General features: G+C 46.7%; 13 protein-coding genes. All 13 read right to left on the bottom strand.

Annotated elements, in window-relative coordinates; genetic code table 11:
• Positions 1-4 precede the first annotated feature (4 nt).
• Positions 5-457 (bottom strand): flagellar basal body rod protein FlgC, encoded by a 453-nt coding sequence (flgC, locus tag MKY62_RS09075; RefSeq protein WP_009328519.1) that lies wholly within the window; start codon positions 455-457, stop codon positions 5-7.
• On the bottom strand, positions 457-846 hold the full coding sequence (gene flgB, locus MKY62_RS09070) for a flagellar basal body rod protein FlgB (RefSeq protein ID WP_003181758.1): 390 nt from the start codon (positions 844-846) through the stop codon (positions 457-459). Before flgB ends, flgC begins: the two co-directional genes overlap by 1 nt.
• Positions 847-1199: 353 nt before the next feature.
• The gene (codY, locus tag MKY62_RS09065; protein WP_003181756.1) at positions 1200-1979 is read right to left on the bottom strand and encodes a GTP-sensing pleiotropic transcriptional regulator CodY; all 780 of its coding nucleotides are present in this window, start codon (positions 1977-1979) and stop codon (positions 1200-1202) included.
• Positions 1980-2017: 38 nt separating this feature from the next.
• Positions 2018-3430, bottom strand: a complete 1413-nt coding sequence (gene hslU / locus MKY62_RS09060; protein ID WP_254926368.1) for an HslU--HslV peptidase ATPase subunit — start codon at positions 3428-3430, stop codon at positions 2018-2020.
• Positions 3431-3437: 7 nt separating this feature from the next.
• Positions 3438-3983, bottom strand: a complete 546-nt coding sequence (hslV, locus tag MKY62_RS09055) for an ATP-dependent protease subunit HslV (RefSeq protein ID WP_003181752.1) — start codon at positions 3981-3983, stop codon at positions 3438-3440.
• Between the two features lie 13 nt (positions 3984-3996).
• Positions 3997-4911 carry a tyrosine recombinase XerC gene (xerC, locus tag MKY62_RS09050; protein WP_003181750.1) on the bottom strand — a complete coding sequence of 305 codons (915 nt, stop codon included), beginning with the start codon at positions 4909-4911 and terminating at the stop codon, positions 3997-3999.
• A 66-nt stretch (positions 4912-4977) separates the two neighbouring features.
• Entirely contained in the window at positions 4978-6282 is a 1305-nt protein-coding gene (trmFO, locus tag MKY62_RS09045; protein ID WP_003181748.1) for an FADH(2)-oxidizing methylenetetrahydrofolate--tRNA-(uracil(54)-C(5))-methyltransferase TrmFO, read from the bottom strand.
• Positions 6283-6357: 75 nt separating this feature from the next.
• Positions 6358-8433 carry a type I DNA topoisomerase gene (gene topA / locus MKY62_RS09040; RefSeq protein WP_003181746.1) on the bottom strand — a complete coding sequence of 692 codons (2076 nt, stop codon included), beginning with the start codon at positions 8431-8433 and terminating at the stop codon, positions 6358-6360.
• A gap of 204 nt (positions 8434-8637) precedes the next feature.
• Positions 8638-9540, bottom strand: a complete 903-nt coding sequence (gene dprA / locus MKY62_RS09035) for a DNA-processing protein DprA (RefSeq protein WP_003181744.1) — start codon at positions 9538-9540, stop codon at positions 8638-8640.
• A gap of 113 nt (positions 9541-9653) precedes the next feature.
• Positions 9654-10556, bottom strand: a complete 903-nt coding sequence (sucD, locus tag MKY62_RS09030) for a succinate--CoA ligase subunit alpha (protein WP_003181741.1) — start codon at positions 10554-10556, stop codon at positions 9654-9656.
• Positions 10557-10574: 18 nt separating this feature from the next.
• A complete protein-coding gene (gene sucC / locus MKY62_RS09025; RefSeq protein ID WP_003181739.1) occupies positions 10575-11735 on the bottom strand; it encodes an ADP-forming succinate--CoA ligase subunit beta in 1161 nt (386 codons plus the stop codon).
• Between the two features lie 176 nt (positions 11736-11911).
• Positions 11912-12193 carry a FlhB-like flagellar biosynthesis protein gene (locus tag MKY62_RS09020; protein WP_003181737.1) on the bottom strand — a complete coding sequence of 94 codons (282 nt, stop codon included), beginning with the start codon at positions 12191-12193 and terminating at the stop codon, positions 11912-11914.
• Positions 12190-13878 carry a hypothetical protein gene (locus tag MKY62_RS09015; protein WP_017474806.1) on the bottom strand — a complete coding sequence of 563 codons (1689 nt, stop codon included), beginning with the start codon at positions 13876-13878 and terminating at the stop codon, positions 12190-12192. The genes MKY62_RS09020 and MKY62_RS09015 overlap by 4 nt, the downstream gene beginning before the upstream one ends.

Genomic DNA, 13878 nt, shown 5'->3' with positions numbered 1-13878 from the left:
CACCCTACTTTCCGATTTCTAATGCTTTCATCAGCATTCCTTTTGTCGCGTTCATTGCTGTGACATTGGCTTCATATGACCTTGTGCTGCTCATTAAATCGACCATCTCTTTTAGCGGATCGACATTCGGCATCTGCACGTATCCGTCTTCGTTTGCGTCGGGATGGGTCGGATCATAAACGAGCTTAAACGGTGTTTTGTCTTCGCTTATCTTGGTCACCTTCACCCCTTCGCCGACTCTCGCCGATGCATTCATCGATGATTGGAGAACGGATGAAAAGGATTCGCCTTTCGGAGCCGTCGATACAAGCTTTCTTCTATACGGCTGCCACTGTCCGTCAACCAGCTTCGCTCTCGTCGTATCCATGTTTGCCAGGTTGGAAGAAACGGTATCCATTCTGACTCTCTGTGCAGTCAACGCTGAAGCTGAAATGTTGATGCTATTGAATACCCCCATTATTTACCTCCTGTAATCGCGGTTCTTAGCGAGTTGAATTTTCCGCTTATTCTTTCAACCAGCGCTTGATACTGGATTTGATTTTTCGCCATTTCACTCATTTCCTGATCAACGTCCACATTGTTCCCGTTTTCTTGATAAGTTGTATTCTTTCTCGACACAACTGAATAATTTGGCTCATTCCCTTTAAAGTCAATGTGTCTATAGTCTGTTTTTATGGCATTAATCCGGGAGGACTCCTCATTCAGCACATTTTTGAAGGATACTTTTTTCGCCTTGTAGTTCGGTGTATCTACATTGGCCAGATTGTTCGTTATGACTTTTTGCTTAATGTTCGCTTGATTCAAGGCTCCCTCTAGTCTATGTATCGTTCCTGAAAATATATCCACCGTCCAAATACCTCCAATCTTTTTCCATCTGTCTTAAAATCTTGTCGAGAATTGTAAAAACCATAAGCCTATTGTAAGGAATAATAGGCTTAAAGTCTATGATCTGGAAGCAAAAAAAAATCGTAAGAAATATCTATTTTATGAATAGGTATTTTGACCTAGATTATAAGAACTATGTAATGTTACGTTCATTAAAGTTTCAAAAAATTATGTTAGTATATCTTTTATTCAAGTAACGCATTGATTTTGCACCGCGTTTTAGTTGTTTTTTGATATGAAAAAATTACGATAATATAGTTTAAAACATGAAATAAAAAAAGCCGCAGAACATGCCGTTCTGCGGCTTTCGCCTTTTAATGAGACTTTAGTTTTTCTAACTCCATCAAAAATTTGTTGTTCAGCACTTTGATGTATGTGCCTTTCATCCCTAGTGACCTTGATTCAATGACACCGGCGCTTTCAAGTTTACGGAGCGCGTTGACAATGACCGAGCGGGTGATGCCGACGCGGTCTGCAATTTTACTAGCGACAAGCAGGCCTTCATTTCCGTCAAGCTCCTCAAAAATATGTTCAATTGCTTCAAGCTCGCTGTAAGATAGTGAACTGATCGCCATTTGAACGACCGCTTTGCTGCGCGCTTCCTCTTCGATCTCTTCCGCTTTCTCTCTGAGAATTTCCATTCCTACGACAGTGGCGCCATATTCGGCAAGGATCAGATCGTCATCCTCGAATTTCTCCTGAAGGCGGGACAGAATCAAGGTGCCCAGTCTTTCGCCTCCTCCGATGATCGGAACGACCGTGGTCAGACCCGCTTGGAACAAATCGCGGTTTTCCACAGGGAAAGCTGTGTATTCGCTGTTGATGTCAAGGTTAGATGACGTTTCCGGAATGTTGAACAGGCTTTTTGTATAATCTTCAGGAAACTGGCGCTCTTCAAGCATTTTTTTCATCCGGTCATTTTCGATCTGCTGGTTGATCGAGAAACCGAGAAGCTTTCCTCTGCGGCTGACGACGAAAATGTTCGAATCAATCACATCGCGAAGCGTTTCGGCCATTTCTTTAAAATTAACCGGCTTCCCTGCCGCATTTTGCAGCATTGCATTAATCTTTCTTGTTTTTTGTAATAAAGCCATAATAAATTGATCCTCCTAAATTACTCTTATTTAATTGTTTATAAAATAAACTGGCTTAAATCCTTATTCTTAGCGATCGAACCGAGCTTTTCTTCAACATATTGAGGCGTGATGACCACTTCTTCCATCGTCACATCCGGAGCCTCGAATGACAGTTCTTCCAAAAGACGTTCCAAAATGGTGTGAAGCCTTCTCGCCCCAATATTGTCTGTGTCCTGGTTCACATGATAAGCCACTTCTGCAATCTTACGAATAGCATCGTCAGAAAATTCAAGAGATATACCTTCCGTCTTCAATAAAGCCTTATACTGCTTAAGAAGAGCGTTGTCAGGCTCAGTTAAAATTTTCACAAAGTCATCGATGCTCAGCTTTTGAAGCTCAACGCGTATTGGAAAGCGCCCCTGCAGCTCAGGAATTAGATCTGAAGGCTTCGCCATGTGGAATGCACCTGCAGCAATGAACAGAACGTGATCCGTTTTGACCGCACCGTACTTTGTCATGACGGTAGATCCTTCAACAATCGGAAGAATATCGCGCTGCACGCCTTCTCTTGAGACGTCTGCCGATGAAGAAGCACCGCTCTTTTTGGCGATTTTATCGATCTCATCGATAAAGATGATTCCCGACTGTTCGGCTCTCTGGACAGCTTCCTGGGCAGCTTCGTCCATATCGATGAGCTTTGCCGCTTCTTCATTCGTCAGCACTTTTCGCGCTTCCCTGACCGTAAGCTTGCGGCGCTTTTTCTTTTTCGGCATCAGGCTGCTGAGCGCATCCTGCATGTTCATGCCCATCTGTTCCATACCCGAGCCTTGGAGCATATCAAACATGGACGGCTGCTGCTCCTCCACCTCAACGGTGACATAATGGTCTTCAAGTTCGCCGAGAGCAAGCTGATGCGCAATCCGTTTCCGGTTGTTTTCGATATCCGCGTCTTCTTGCTTTTCCGCTTCACCAGTTTCTTGATCCTGATTTCCGCCAAACAGCATTTCAAAAGGATTTTTCGCACCTGTCTGTTTTTTTCTTCCCGGTACAAGCAGGCGGACGAGGCGTTTATTTGCGTTTTCTTCAGCGATGCCTTTCACTTCGTTCATTTTTTCCTCTTTGACGAGGCGGACTGACGTTTCCACAAGATCCCTGACCATCGACTCCACATCTCTGCCCACATAACCGACTTCCGTGAACTTCGTCGCTTCGATTTTGACGAACGGAGCGCCGACGAGTTTCGCGATTCGTCTTGCAATCTCGGTTTTTCCCACACCTGTCGGGCCCATCATCAATATGTTTTTCGGAACGATTTCTTCGCGCAGTTTTTCATCAAGAAGACTTCTTCTGTAGCGGTTCCTCAATGCCACGGCGACCGCTTTTTTCGCATTGAGCTGGCCGACGATGTATTGATCAAGCCTTTCGACGATCTGCCTAGGAGTCAGCGGCTTTTTTTCCATATGCCTCATATCCTTTCTATTCAAGTTCTTCTACAATGATCTGATCGTTCGTATACACACAGATTTCGCCCGCGGTTTCAAGTGAAGCCCTCGCAATCGCTTTCGCGTCAAGCTGGCTGCCGGCATGACGTTTCAGCGCCCTTCCGGCTGCAAGCGCGTAGTTTCCACCTGAGCCGATCGCCAAAATGCCGTCGTCCGGTTCAATCACTTCGCCTGTTCCGGAAACGAGCAGCATGCTGTCGGCATTCATGACGATCAGCATCGCCTCAAGCTTTCTGAGGACTTTATCGCTTCGCCACTCTTTTGCAAGCTCGACTGCCGCCCGCTGCAAATTGCCGTTGTATTCTTCAAGCTTCGCTTCAAACATTTCAAAGAGCGTGAAAGCGTCTGCAACAGAACCGGCAAAACCGGCAATGACCTTTCCGTTGAAGAGTTTTCTTACCTTTCTTGCGGTATGCTTCATGACGACAGCCTGACCGAACGTAACCTGGCCGTCTCCCGCCATCGCGCTTTTTCCGTTGTGCTGGACGGCAAATATCGTCGTTGCGTGAAAAGATGACATAAAAGAACCTCCTTTATTTCCCTTTATGTGCCCGAGGGTGATGAGACATATATGTCTTTCTGAGCATATCTTTAGATACATGCGTATACACCTGGGTTGAAGAAAGATTTGAATGCCCAAGCAGTTCCTGAACGCTCCTCAGATCCGCACCCTCATTTAACAAATGGGTGGCAAATGTATGGCGGAGCATATGCGGATGTATATGTAATGTACCCGAAGTCTTCTTGACCAGTTCTCCCAAAATGTAACGAACCCCCCTCGGGGTTAAGGGCCCGCCCCTTTGATTCAAAAAAATAAAAGGGCGGGGCTCTTTCGCTTTTAACAGAAGGATGCGTCTTCCATTTTGCAAATACAGATCCAAAGCCTCCCGGGCGAATGAACCAAATGGAATATACCTTTGCTTCCTGCCTTTCCCGTGGACCAAAACCGTATCTAAAAACAGATCCAAATCAGATTCCTTCAGGCTGCAAAGTTCGCTTACCCGCATGCCTGTCGCGTAGAGAAATTCCAGGAGCGCCTGATTTCTTTGGCCGAGCGGTGTACTCAAATCCGAAACCTCAAACAGTTCTTCAAGTTCCTTTTCATATAAAAACTTCGGAATCCGCTTATCCTGTTTCGGGAGACTGACAAGCAGAAACGGGTTTTCTTTTACCAGCTTTTCCCTTAATAAAAATTTATAGAAGCTACGCAGAGCCGAAATTTTCTTGCTGATCGTCCTGCGAGTGAGCCCTTTTTCATGCGCTTCCGTCAAGAAAATTCTCACATCCGGATAAGTCACGTCTTCAAAACCCTTTATGCCCTGAACGTGTAAAAAGCGTTCAAAGTCTTCAATGGAAGAAATGTAACCCACAATTGTATATTTTGAATAATTCTTTTCTATTTGTAAATATTCAATGAATAAAGTTAAAAAATTCTTAACATTTGCCATCATTACACCTCTTCGAAAAGGGCTTTTAAATGTTATCACATAACAAGTTCATCTGGCAATGAATAACTATAGCGTTTTCGAAATATTTCGAATTGTCTCCAATGCGCGCGAAGCATACTGTTCATTTCGTTCCTGCTTGTTTTTAATTTTAACACCCAATTCTTTGAACAGGCCGAAGTTTGCATTCATCGGCTGGAAGTTTTTCTTGTTTGTTTCCGTAATGTAATGGGCCATGCTGCCGATCGCTGTTTCATTTGAAAAAGTGACAGGTTCTTTTCCCTGGATGAGCCGAGCCGCATTTATACCGGCAACAAGACCTGAAGCCGCTGATTCAACATACCCTTCAACACCTGTCATTTGACCGGCAAAAAACAGATCGTCCCGCTTTTTAAACTGGTAGGTCGCTTTTAACAGACTCGGCGAGTTGATGAACGTATTTCTGTGCATCACGCCGTAGCGGACGATTTCTGCCTGTTCCAGTCCCGGAATGAGGCGGAGCACTTCTTTTTGGTCGCCCCATTTGAGGTGGGTTTGAAAACCGACGATATTGTAAAGCGTGCCGGCTGCATCATCTTGGCGCAGCTGCACAACGGCGTACGGACGCTTTCCTGTTTTTGGGTCTTCAAGTCCGACAGGCTTCATCGGGCCGAACAGCATGGTTTTTTTGCCGCGCTTCGCCATGACTTCAATCGGCATACAGCCTTCAAAGAAGATTTCCTTTTCAAATTCTTTCAATGGAACGGTTTCCGCAGACACAAGGGCGTCATAAAACCTGTCAAACTCTTCTTCTGTCATCGGACAGTTCAAATACGCTGCCTCCCCTTTGTCATAGCGGGATTTCAAATAGACTTTATCCATGTCAAGGCTGTCCTTTTCAACAATCGGCGCAGCCGCGTCATAAAAGTATAGATAGTCCTCGCCTGTCAGCTCCCGGAGCTTTGCGGAAAGCGCTTCTGATGTCAGCGGTCCTGTCGCAATGATTGTCGGTCCTTCCGGTATTTCCGTGACTTCTTCATGAAGCACGGTCACATTCGGATGATTCTTTACTTTTTCGGTAACGTTTGCGGCAAATTCATGCCTGTCTACGGCAAGCGCACCGCCGGCAGGAACAGAACATTCGTCAGCAGCAGCGATGATGGCCGAGTCAAGAACCCGCATTTCTTCCTTTAATACACCGACAGCATTCGTTAATGAATTCGCCCGAAGCGAGTTGCTGCAGACAAGTTCGGCAAATTTATCTGTATGGTGCGCCGGCGTTTGCTTGACTGGCCTCATTTCGTATAAACGGACATTGATACCGCGCTTAGCAAGCTGCCATGCCGCTTCGCTTCCTGCAAGTCCTGCACCGATGACATTTACTGTTTGATTCATATTCACATCTCCTAATTTATGAATTGACTTATTCTTTTAACACAACAAAGAAGGTGAGCAAAGCCCTGCTCACCGCTACTTTTGTTGTTCTTCCTTATAATCGCAATTAACGCACTGCACTTGAACGCCTTTTTTGAGCTTTTTCTCCACAAGCATGTCCTCGCATTTCGGACATTTCCGTTCAAGCGGTTTATCCCATGATACGAATTCACATTCAGGATAGCGGTCACAGCCGTAAAAAATGCGGCGTTTTTTCGATTTGCGCTCGACGATGTTGCCGGTTTTGCATGATGGGCATTTGACGCCGATCTCTTTTACGATCGGCTTGGTGTTGCGGCAGTCCGGAAAATTGGAGCAGGCCATAAATTTGCCGTACCGGCCCATTTTATAGACCATCGGATGTCCGCACGCTTCACAGTCAACACCTGCATACTCCGGTTCGATCTCCACTTCCTGCATCTCGGCTTCCGCTTTTTCAACGCGCTTTTCAAAGTCCTTGTAAAAGGAATCGATGATCTGCACCCATTGAATGTTTCCGTCTTCAACGTCATCAAGCTCTTTTTCCATTTTGGCGGTGAACTCAACGTTAATAATCTCAGGGAAAAACTCCATGATCAAGTCAAGCACAATTTCACCGAGCTCAGTCGGAATAAAGCGTTTATTATCAAGGGCGACATACCCGCGCTTTTGGATCGTGTCAAGCGTCGGCGCGTATGTGGATGGACGTCCGATTCCCAGTTCTTCAAGCGTTTTGACCAGCCTTGCTTCCGTATAGCGCGGAGGCGGCTGTGTGAAGTGCTGTTCGGGCTCGATGTCTTTTGAAAGCACGGTATCGCCTTCAGCGAGATCCGGAAGCATCTTATTCTTCTCTTCCATCTGATCGTCTTTGCCTTCAACGTACACTTTCATGAAGCCTGAAAACTTGACTTTACTGCCGTTTGCCCGAAATGTCAACCCGTTGTTTTCAAGGTCGACGCTCATCGTATCCAGTGTCGCCGGAGCCATTTGGCTTGCGACAAAGCGCTCCCAGATCAGCTTGTATAGCCGAAGCTGGTCTCTTCCCAATACCGCCTTCAGATCGGAAGGCTTTCTGAGCACCGAGGTCGGCCTGATCGCTTCGTGGGCATCCTGGGCGTTTTCATTCTTTTTGGCCGGCTTTCGCTTGCTACCCAAAAATTCTTTTCCGTACTGTTCGCCGATGAATGATGCCGCTTCTTCTTGAGCAGTATTCGAGATACGGGTTGAATCCGTTCTCATATAAGTGATTAACCCGACCGTTCCTTCTTTGCCGAGATCGATTCCTTCATAAAGCTGCTGGGCGATCATCATCGTTTTCTTTGCCCGGAAATTCAATTTGCGCGCCGCTTCCTGCTGAAGCGTCGACGTCGTAAATGGGAGCGCAGGATTTCGCTTCCGTTCTTTTTTCGTTACCTTTTTGACCTCAAATTTGTTCCCTTTGATCCGGGATAGGATTTGCTTCACATCATCTTCGCTTTTCAGCTGGTGCTTTTCCCCGTTGATTCCGAAGAAGCTCGCTTCAAACGTTTCTTTACCTTTGAGAAAAGACCCTTCAATTGTCCAATATTCTTCCGGTATAAAATCGTTGATTTCTTTTTCCCGGTCAATGATAAGGCGGAGCGCAACAGATTGGACACGTCCCGCACTCAAGCCTTTTTTTACTTTTTTCCATAATATCGGACTGATTTTGTACCCTACAAGGCGGTCCAGAATTCTTCTCGCCTGCTGGGCGTCGACAAGATCCATATTGATCATGCGCGGATGCTTAAATGATTCTTTGATCGCATCTTTTGTAATTTCATTAAATACGACGCGGCAGTCGGAATTCAGGTCCAAATCAAGGCTGTGCGCCAAATGCCACGCAATCGCTTCCCCTTCCCTGTCGGGGTCGGCTGCGAGATAAACTTTTTTTGCCTTTTTGGCGGCCGTTTTTAATTCTTTCAACACGGGGCCTTTCCCGCGGATCGTAATGTATTTTGGTTCAAAGTTCTGCTCGATGTCAACGCCCATCTGGCTTTTCGGCAAATCTCTGACGTGCCCCATCGAGGCTTTTACTTTATATTTTTTTCCTAAGTATCGCTCAATCGTTTTTGCCTTTGCAGGCGATTCCACGATGACTAAGTATTCGGACATAACATTATCCCCCTCAAGAGGTGTTCTCTCTCTTTTCAATTTAGCCTTTTTATTGTATTCAGCATAATCGTCGTTTATATAGTCATTATTTTTACGAAAAGTGTCTGATTTAATCCTTCTATATGTTGAACGCCGATTAAAGCGTTTAAACTTGAAATCCTCACTATTATTAAATATTACAATACGGTTTGTCAAACGATAATTCTAAACAGGCTCTGTATATTGAGCGTTTGAAGGCGGAAGTTCGTTCAAAATGTCTTCAATAGTTAATACGAGTTTCGCCCCTTCCTGGATCAGCCTTGAAGGACCGAAAGAGTTGGCATCAAAGATCGGACCCGGCACGGCGAACACCTCCCGCCCCTGCTCAAGGGCTTGGTATGCTGTAATGAGCGATCCGCTCTTTTCCTTGCCTTGGACGACAACGATTCCTTCCGTTAATCCGCTGATCAGCCGATTTCGCATGGGAAAATGCCATTTTTGCGGTTTAATGTGAGGAGGGTGCTCTGATACCAGCAGGTGGCTTTCGGCCATTTGTCCGGCGAGCTGGCGATGTTCACGGGGATATATGCTGTTGAATCCGCCCGCGATAACGCCGATTGTCCTTCCCTTTGAACGGATGCTCTCCTGATGGGCGAGACCGTCAATTCCTTTTGCAAGACCGCTGACGATCGTCCAGCTGTTTTTGCAAAGCTCCCTGACAAGCTGGACCGCAGCTCTTTTTCCGTATAATGACGGGCAGCGAGTTCCGACGATTCCGATCAGTCTTTGTTCATGGAGAAGTTTTTTGTTTCCTTTTAAAAAAAGGACGGGAGGCGGGTCATGAATGGTTTTCAGGCTGGCTGGATAATCAGGGGAAGATATGGCGGTCATGCGGACGCCGGCCGCCTCGTAAGAACGGATGAGCCGTTTAACATTAGACAGTTCTTGTTCCGCCAGTTTTCGTATGGAGCACAAGTCTGATCTTTTTAATGAAAGCTTCGTTAAAAGATGGTTTTTTTCGCCCGTAAGAGACAAGGAAGGGTCCTGCTTCCACCACTTGGTCAGCAGAGAAGGGGAGAGTGTGCCGCGAAGGCGGAGCAATATCAAAAGCTCGCTGCTGTCGTTCATTCAAAAACCTCCAAAAATTTTTAAAACAAAACAATCTGAAAGTACTAAACGATATAACCAGTTATGAAAAAGCAGGAATAGACCAATCGGACTATTCCCGCTCTTTTTAATCATCAGTGTGTTTTACACGTTTCGTAAAGACCTTTTTCCTTCAGCACTTTAATCAATGTTTCTCCCATGACAGAAGGCGTTTCAGCCACTTCGATTCCGCAGGCATTCATCGTTTTGATCTTTTCGTCCGCCGTGCCTTTTCCTCCGGAAATGATGGCGCCCGCATGCCCCATGCGCTTGCCCGGAGGCGCTGTCTTTCCTCCGATGAAACCGACGACAGGTTTGGTCATGTTGGCTTTCACCCATTCAGCCGCTTCCTCTTCAGCTGTTCCGCCGATTTCGCCGATCATGATCACCGCATGTGTATCAGGATCTTCATTAAAAGCCTTCAGCACATCGATGAAGTTTGTGCCGTTGACGGGGTCTCCGCCGATGCCCACTGCTGTCGACTGGCCGACTCCTGCTTCGGAAAGCTGATGAACCGCTTCATATGTAAGGGTTCCTGAACGCGACACAACGCCGACATGGCCTTTTTTATGGATATATCCGGGCATGATCCCGATTTTGCATTCCTCAGGCGTAATGACTCCCGGGCAGTTCGGACCGATGAGTCTCGTTTTCTTGCCTTCCATATACCTTTTGACTTTTACCATATCAAGCACCGGAATATGCTCAGTAATGCAGATGACAAGATCAAGCTCAGCATCTGTCGCTTCCATAATCGCATCGGCCGCAAAAGCCGCAGGAACGTAAATGACAGACGCATTTGCCCCGGTCTGCTTTACAGCCTCTTCGACCGTATTGAACACAGGCACCCCTTCGACCTCTGCTCCGCCTTTGCCCGGTGTGACTCCGCCGACAATTTTCGTTCCGTATTCAAGCATCTGCTTTGTGTGAAACAAAGCGGTTGAACCCGTTATCCCCTGAACAATGACTTTTGTGTCTTTATTAATAAATACACTCATTTTGCTCCCCTGCCTTTCTTACTTCACTAAGGATACGATTTTCTGCGCGCCGTCAGCCATTGATTCCGCAGACGTAATATTGAGTCCTGAATCATCGAGGATCTTCTTGCCGAGATCGACATTGGTGCCTTCAAGGCGAACGACAAGCGGCAATGTCAGACCGACTTGTTTTGTCGCTTCAACAACGCCTTCTGCAATGACGTCGCATTTCATGATGCCGCCGAAAATATTGACAAAGATCCCTTTGACGTTTTGATCAGACAAAATGATCTTGAACGCTTCCGTTACCTTTTCGGCTGTCGCGCCGCCTCCAACGTCAAGGAAGTTGGCCGGTTCCCCTCCGTAGTGCTTGATAATGTCCATGGTCGACATCGCAAGCCCCGCTCCGTTGACCATGCAGCCGATGTTTCCATCGAGCGAAATATAGCTTAAATCATACTTGGATGCTTCGATTTCCTTCGGATCTTCTTCATCGAGATCTCTGTACTCCAAGATGTCTTTTTGTCTGTATAGCGCATTGCTGTCAAAGTTCAGCTTGGCGTCAAGGGCCATGACTTTTCCGTCCCCTGTGACGACGAGCGGATTGATTTCAGCAATGGAACAGTCTTTTTCAGTAAACGCCTTGTACAGCCCCATCATAAACTTAACGGCCTGGCCGACAAGCTCTTTCGGAATATTGATGGCGAAGGCGATTTTTCTCGCCTGGTAGCTCTGCAGTCCGACAGCCGGATCGATCACTTCTTTGACGATTTTTTCCGGTGTTTTTTCAGCGACTTCTTCAATTTCCGTGCCGCCTTCTTCAGAGGCCATCAGCACGATGCGTGAAGTCGCCCTGTCGAGAACTAGACCGACATAGTATTCTTTTTTGATATCGCAGCCTTCTTCAATAAGTAAGCGTTTTATTTGTTGGCCGTCGGGACCCGTCTGGTGAGTGACAAGCGTCTTTCCCAACAATTCTTCCGCATAGGCTTTGACTTCTTCTTTTGATTTTGCAATTTTAACCCCGCCAGCTTTACCGCGTCCGCCGGCGTGAATTTGAGCTTTCACGACATAAACCGAGCTGGACAGCGCTTCCGCTGCTTTGACCGCTTCATCTGCTGTAAATGCCACTTTACCTTCCGGAACAGCCACTCCGTATTTTCTGAGTACTTCTTTCCCTTGGTACTCATGGATATTCATTTTCCCATCCTCCTAACTTATGTAGCAAAAATAAAAATAGACTGCGCTTTCATTTTATATAATCATAGATCGATTGTCTAGGTTTCGATGAGAAATCGTAAAATCCTTCTAAACATTCACACTTTTATTTTATTAAAAATATAAAATTAATAGAGGAAACGGCTTTTTTTCAAAAGTCATTCCCTCTTTTTCATTTTTTCATCAAGCGTATAGACGAATGAAAAGATCTCGGCGACGATCTCGTAAAGCGCTTCAGGAATGTGGTCGTCAAGCTCCAAGTGGCGCATCAATTCGACAAGCGTCGCATCTTCCTGAATCGGAACACCGGCTTTCTGCGCCTCTTCAATGATCTTCTCCGCCGTGTATCCCGACCCTTTGGCAACCACCTTCGGCGCCTTGTCCTTCATTTCATCGTAGTGAAGCGCAACAGCTCTTCTTAATGGAACAGATTCCTTCATATTTTCACATCCACTGCGCTCTCTGTAATTTGTTCAAAACGGGACTCCAAAAACGGAGCGAGCTTCATGTTTTCCCGTTTTTTTGCTGAGACGCCTGACAAGCTGTAGCCCAGCTCTTTCAGGTTTTCCTTTAAAGCCGGGACCAGCGGTTCAATCAAAGACTCCAAATCGAACTTTGTTTCAATTGTAACCGTCATGACGTTTTGCTGGATCAAACAATCGATCACCGTCTCTTCAAGGGCTTCCAACTGAAGGTAAAACATGAGGCGGCACTGGGAAGGGTCGATTTTTCCGTCGTCTTTTTTCTGCCCTTTTAAGAAAACGTTCAAATCCTGGACGCCGTTCTTTGAAAACAGAGGGTACGACAGAAAAAGCTGGCTCTGGGCAGGCTGATCATTCTGCAAAAACAGCTGTCCGTTTAAACGGTGAAAGATTTGGTCCGCTTCCTGTTTTACAGGAGCCGGAAGATCGGAAGCATGCCTCATTTCATTCAGCACGAGCTTTAAAGATTGCAGGCCCTGCTCTTTGAGAACGGCGCCGTTTTCCATCGCTCTCAACAATGAGAGCTCATCTCTGACGCCTAAAACATCTTTGATCTTGAGGAGAACGGATAATACATCGGCTTTATTCGTCAATGCAGGCGCTGTTTCTTTCATGATATGCTGCAAAAGTTCCGTCTCTTTTGGCGTGAATCCTTCCAGAACGGCCGGAGCTTGTCCGAGAGCTCCGCGCGATTCAAGCGCTCTGATGACGCCTGCCGCTTCTCTTGCAATATGCGTCCCGTTCGTTTCGGCTTGTGCCGCCAATTTAGCGAACACGTCTTTAGCTGCTGCGATTTGCGGATTGTGCTGGGCTGCTTTTGCTTCCTGTCCGTATGCGCCGCCAGCGTCTGCTTTTTGCGGAGGTTTTCCGCCTTCTGACTGAACCTGCGGCTTTAATGGCAGAACGGCCTGCAGTTCTCCTTTTTCCAGCGATCTGATGTGTTCCGCAAGCTTTTGAATCAGCCTTTCGGCATGCACCTCAGTCTCCGCTTGTAAAACTGGCAAAAGCGCCTGTTTCAGCTTTTCCATGCCTGGGGATGGCTGAGCGGCGTTCGCGATCATATCAAGCGTTCTCGCAATCTGCTCATTGAGCGGAACGGGGCTTTTGACGGCCATAATCGAATCGAGCACGCCGGGGTGGACGGGAAGTTCGCGTTTAAGAGCGAACATGACGGCATCGGCGCCTTTTTGGGCATCGGACTTCGGCAGATTTTCAAGCCACTTGATGGCGGCTCTTAAATCGTTTTCCCTGATCGGCTGCTGCTCCTTCAGCAACGCTCCGACCAGAAAGACGGCTTCCTTCGTCCGCTTCAGAGAAAGCCCGTTCAACAGCTTAAAGGCGGCATCCTGCACGGTCTTCGGGTTTTTGTCAAACGCTTCAACGACCTGAAGGCGGCCTGTCGCTTCATCCGGCTTCTTTTCATACGAAAACCAGTAATGAGCGCCCGCTTTCAGGGGTGCCTCAAGCTTCCCCTGCCATTTCGTATTGCCGATTTGTATTTCGGCGAACTGCTCGCTGATAAAGCGGAGCACTTTGCCGAGCATCAGCCTTTTCTGATCCGTCTCCGTTCCGCTGATCCGCTGGAGAGAATCCGCTTGTTCAAATTGTTTTCTTAAGCTGTTATGTACATCGTTCAGCATCAT

The sequence above is a fragment of the Bacillus sp. FSL R7-0646 genome (assembly GCF_037969865.1).
In the GTDB taxonomy this organism is placed as follows: Bacteria; Bacillota; Bacilli; order Bacillales; family Bacillaceae; genus Bacillus; species Bacillus licheniformis.
The sequence above is the reverse complement of the archived record's forward strand: the minus strand, read 5'-3'. Positions and strand labels throughout refer to the sequence as shown.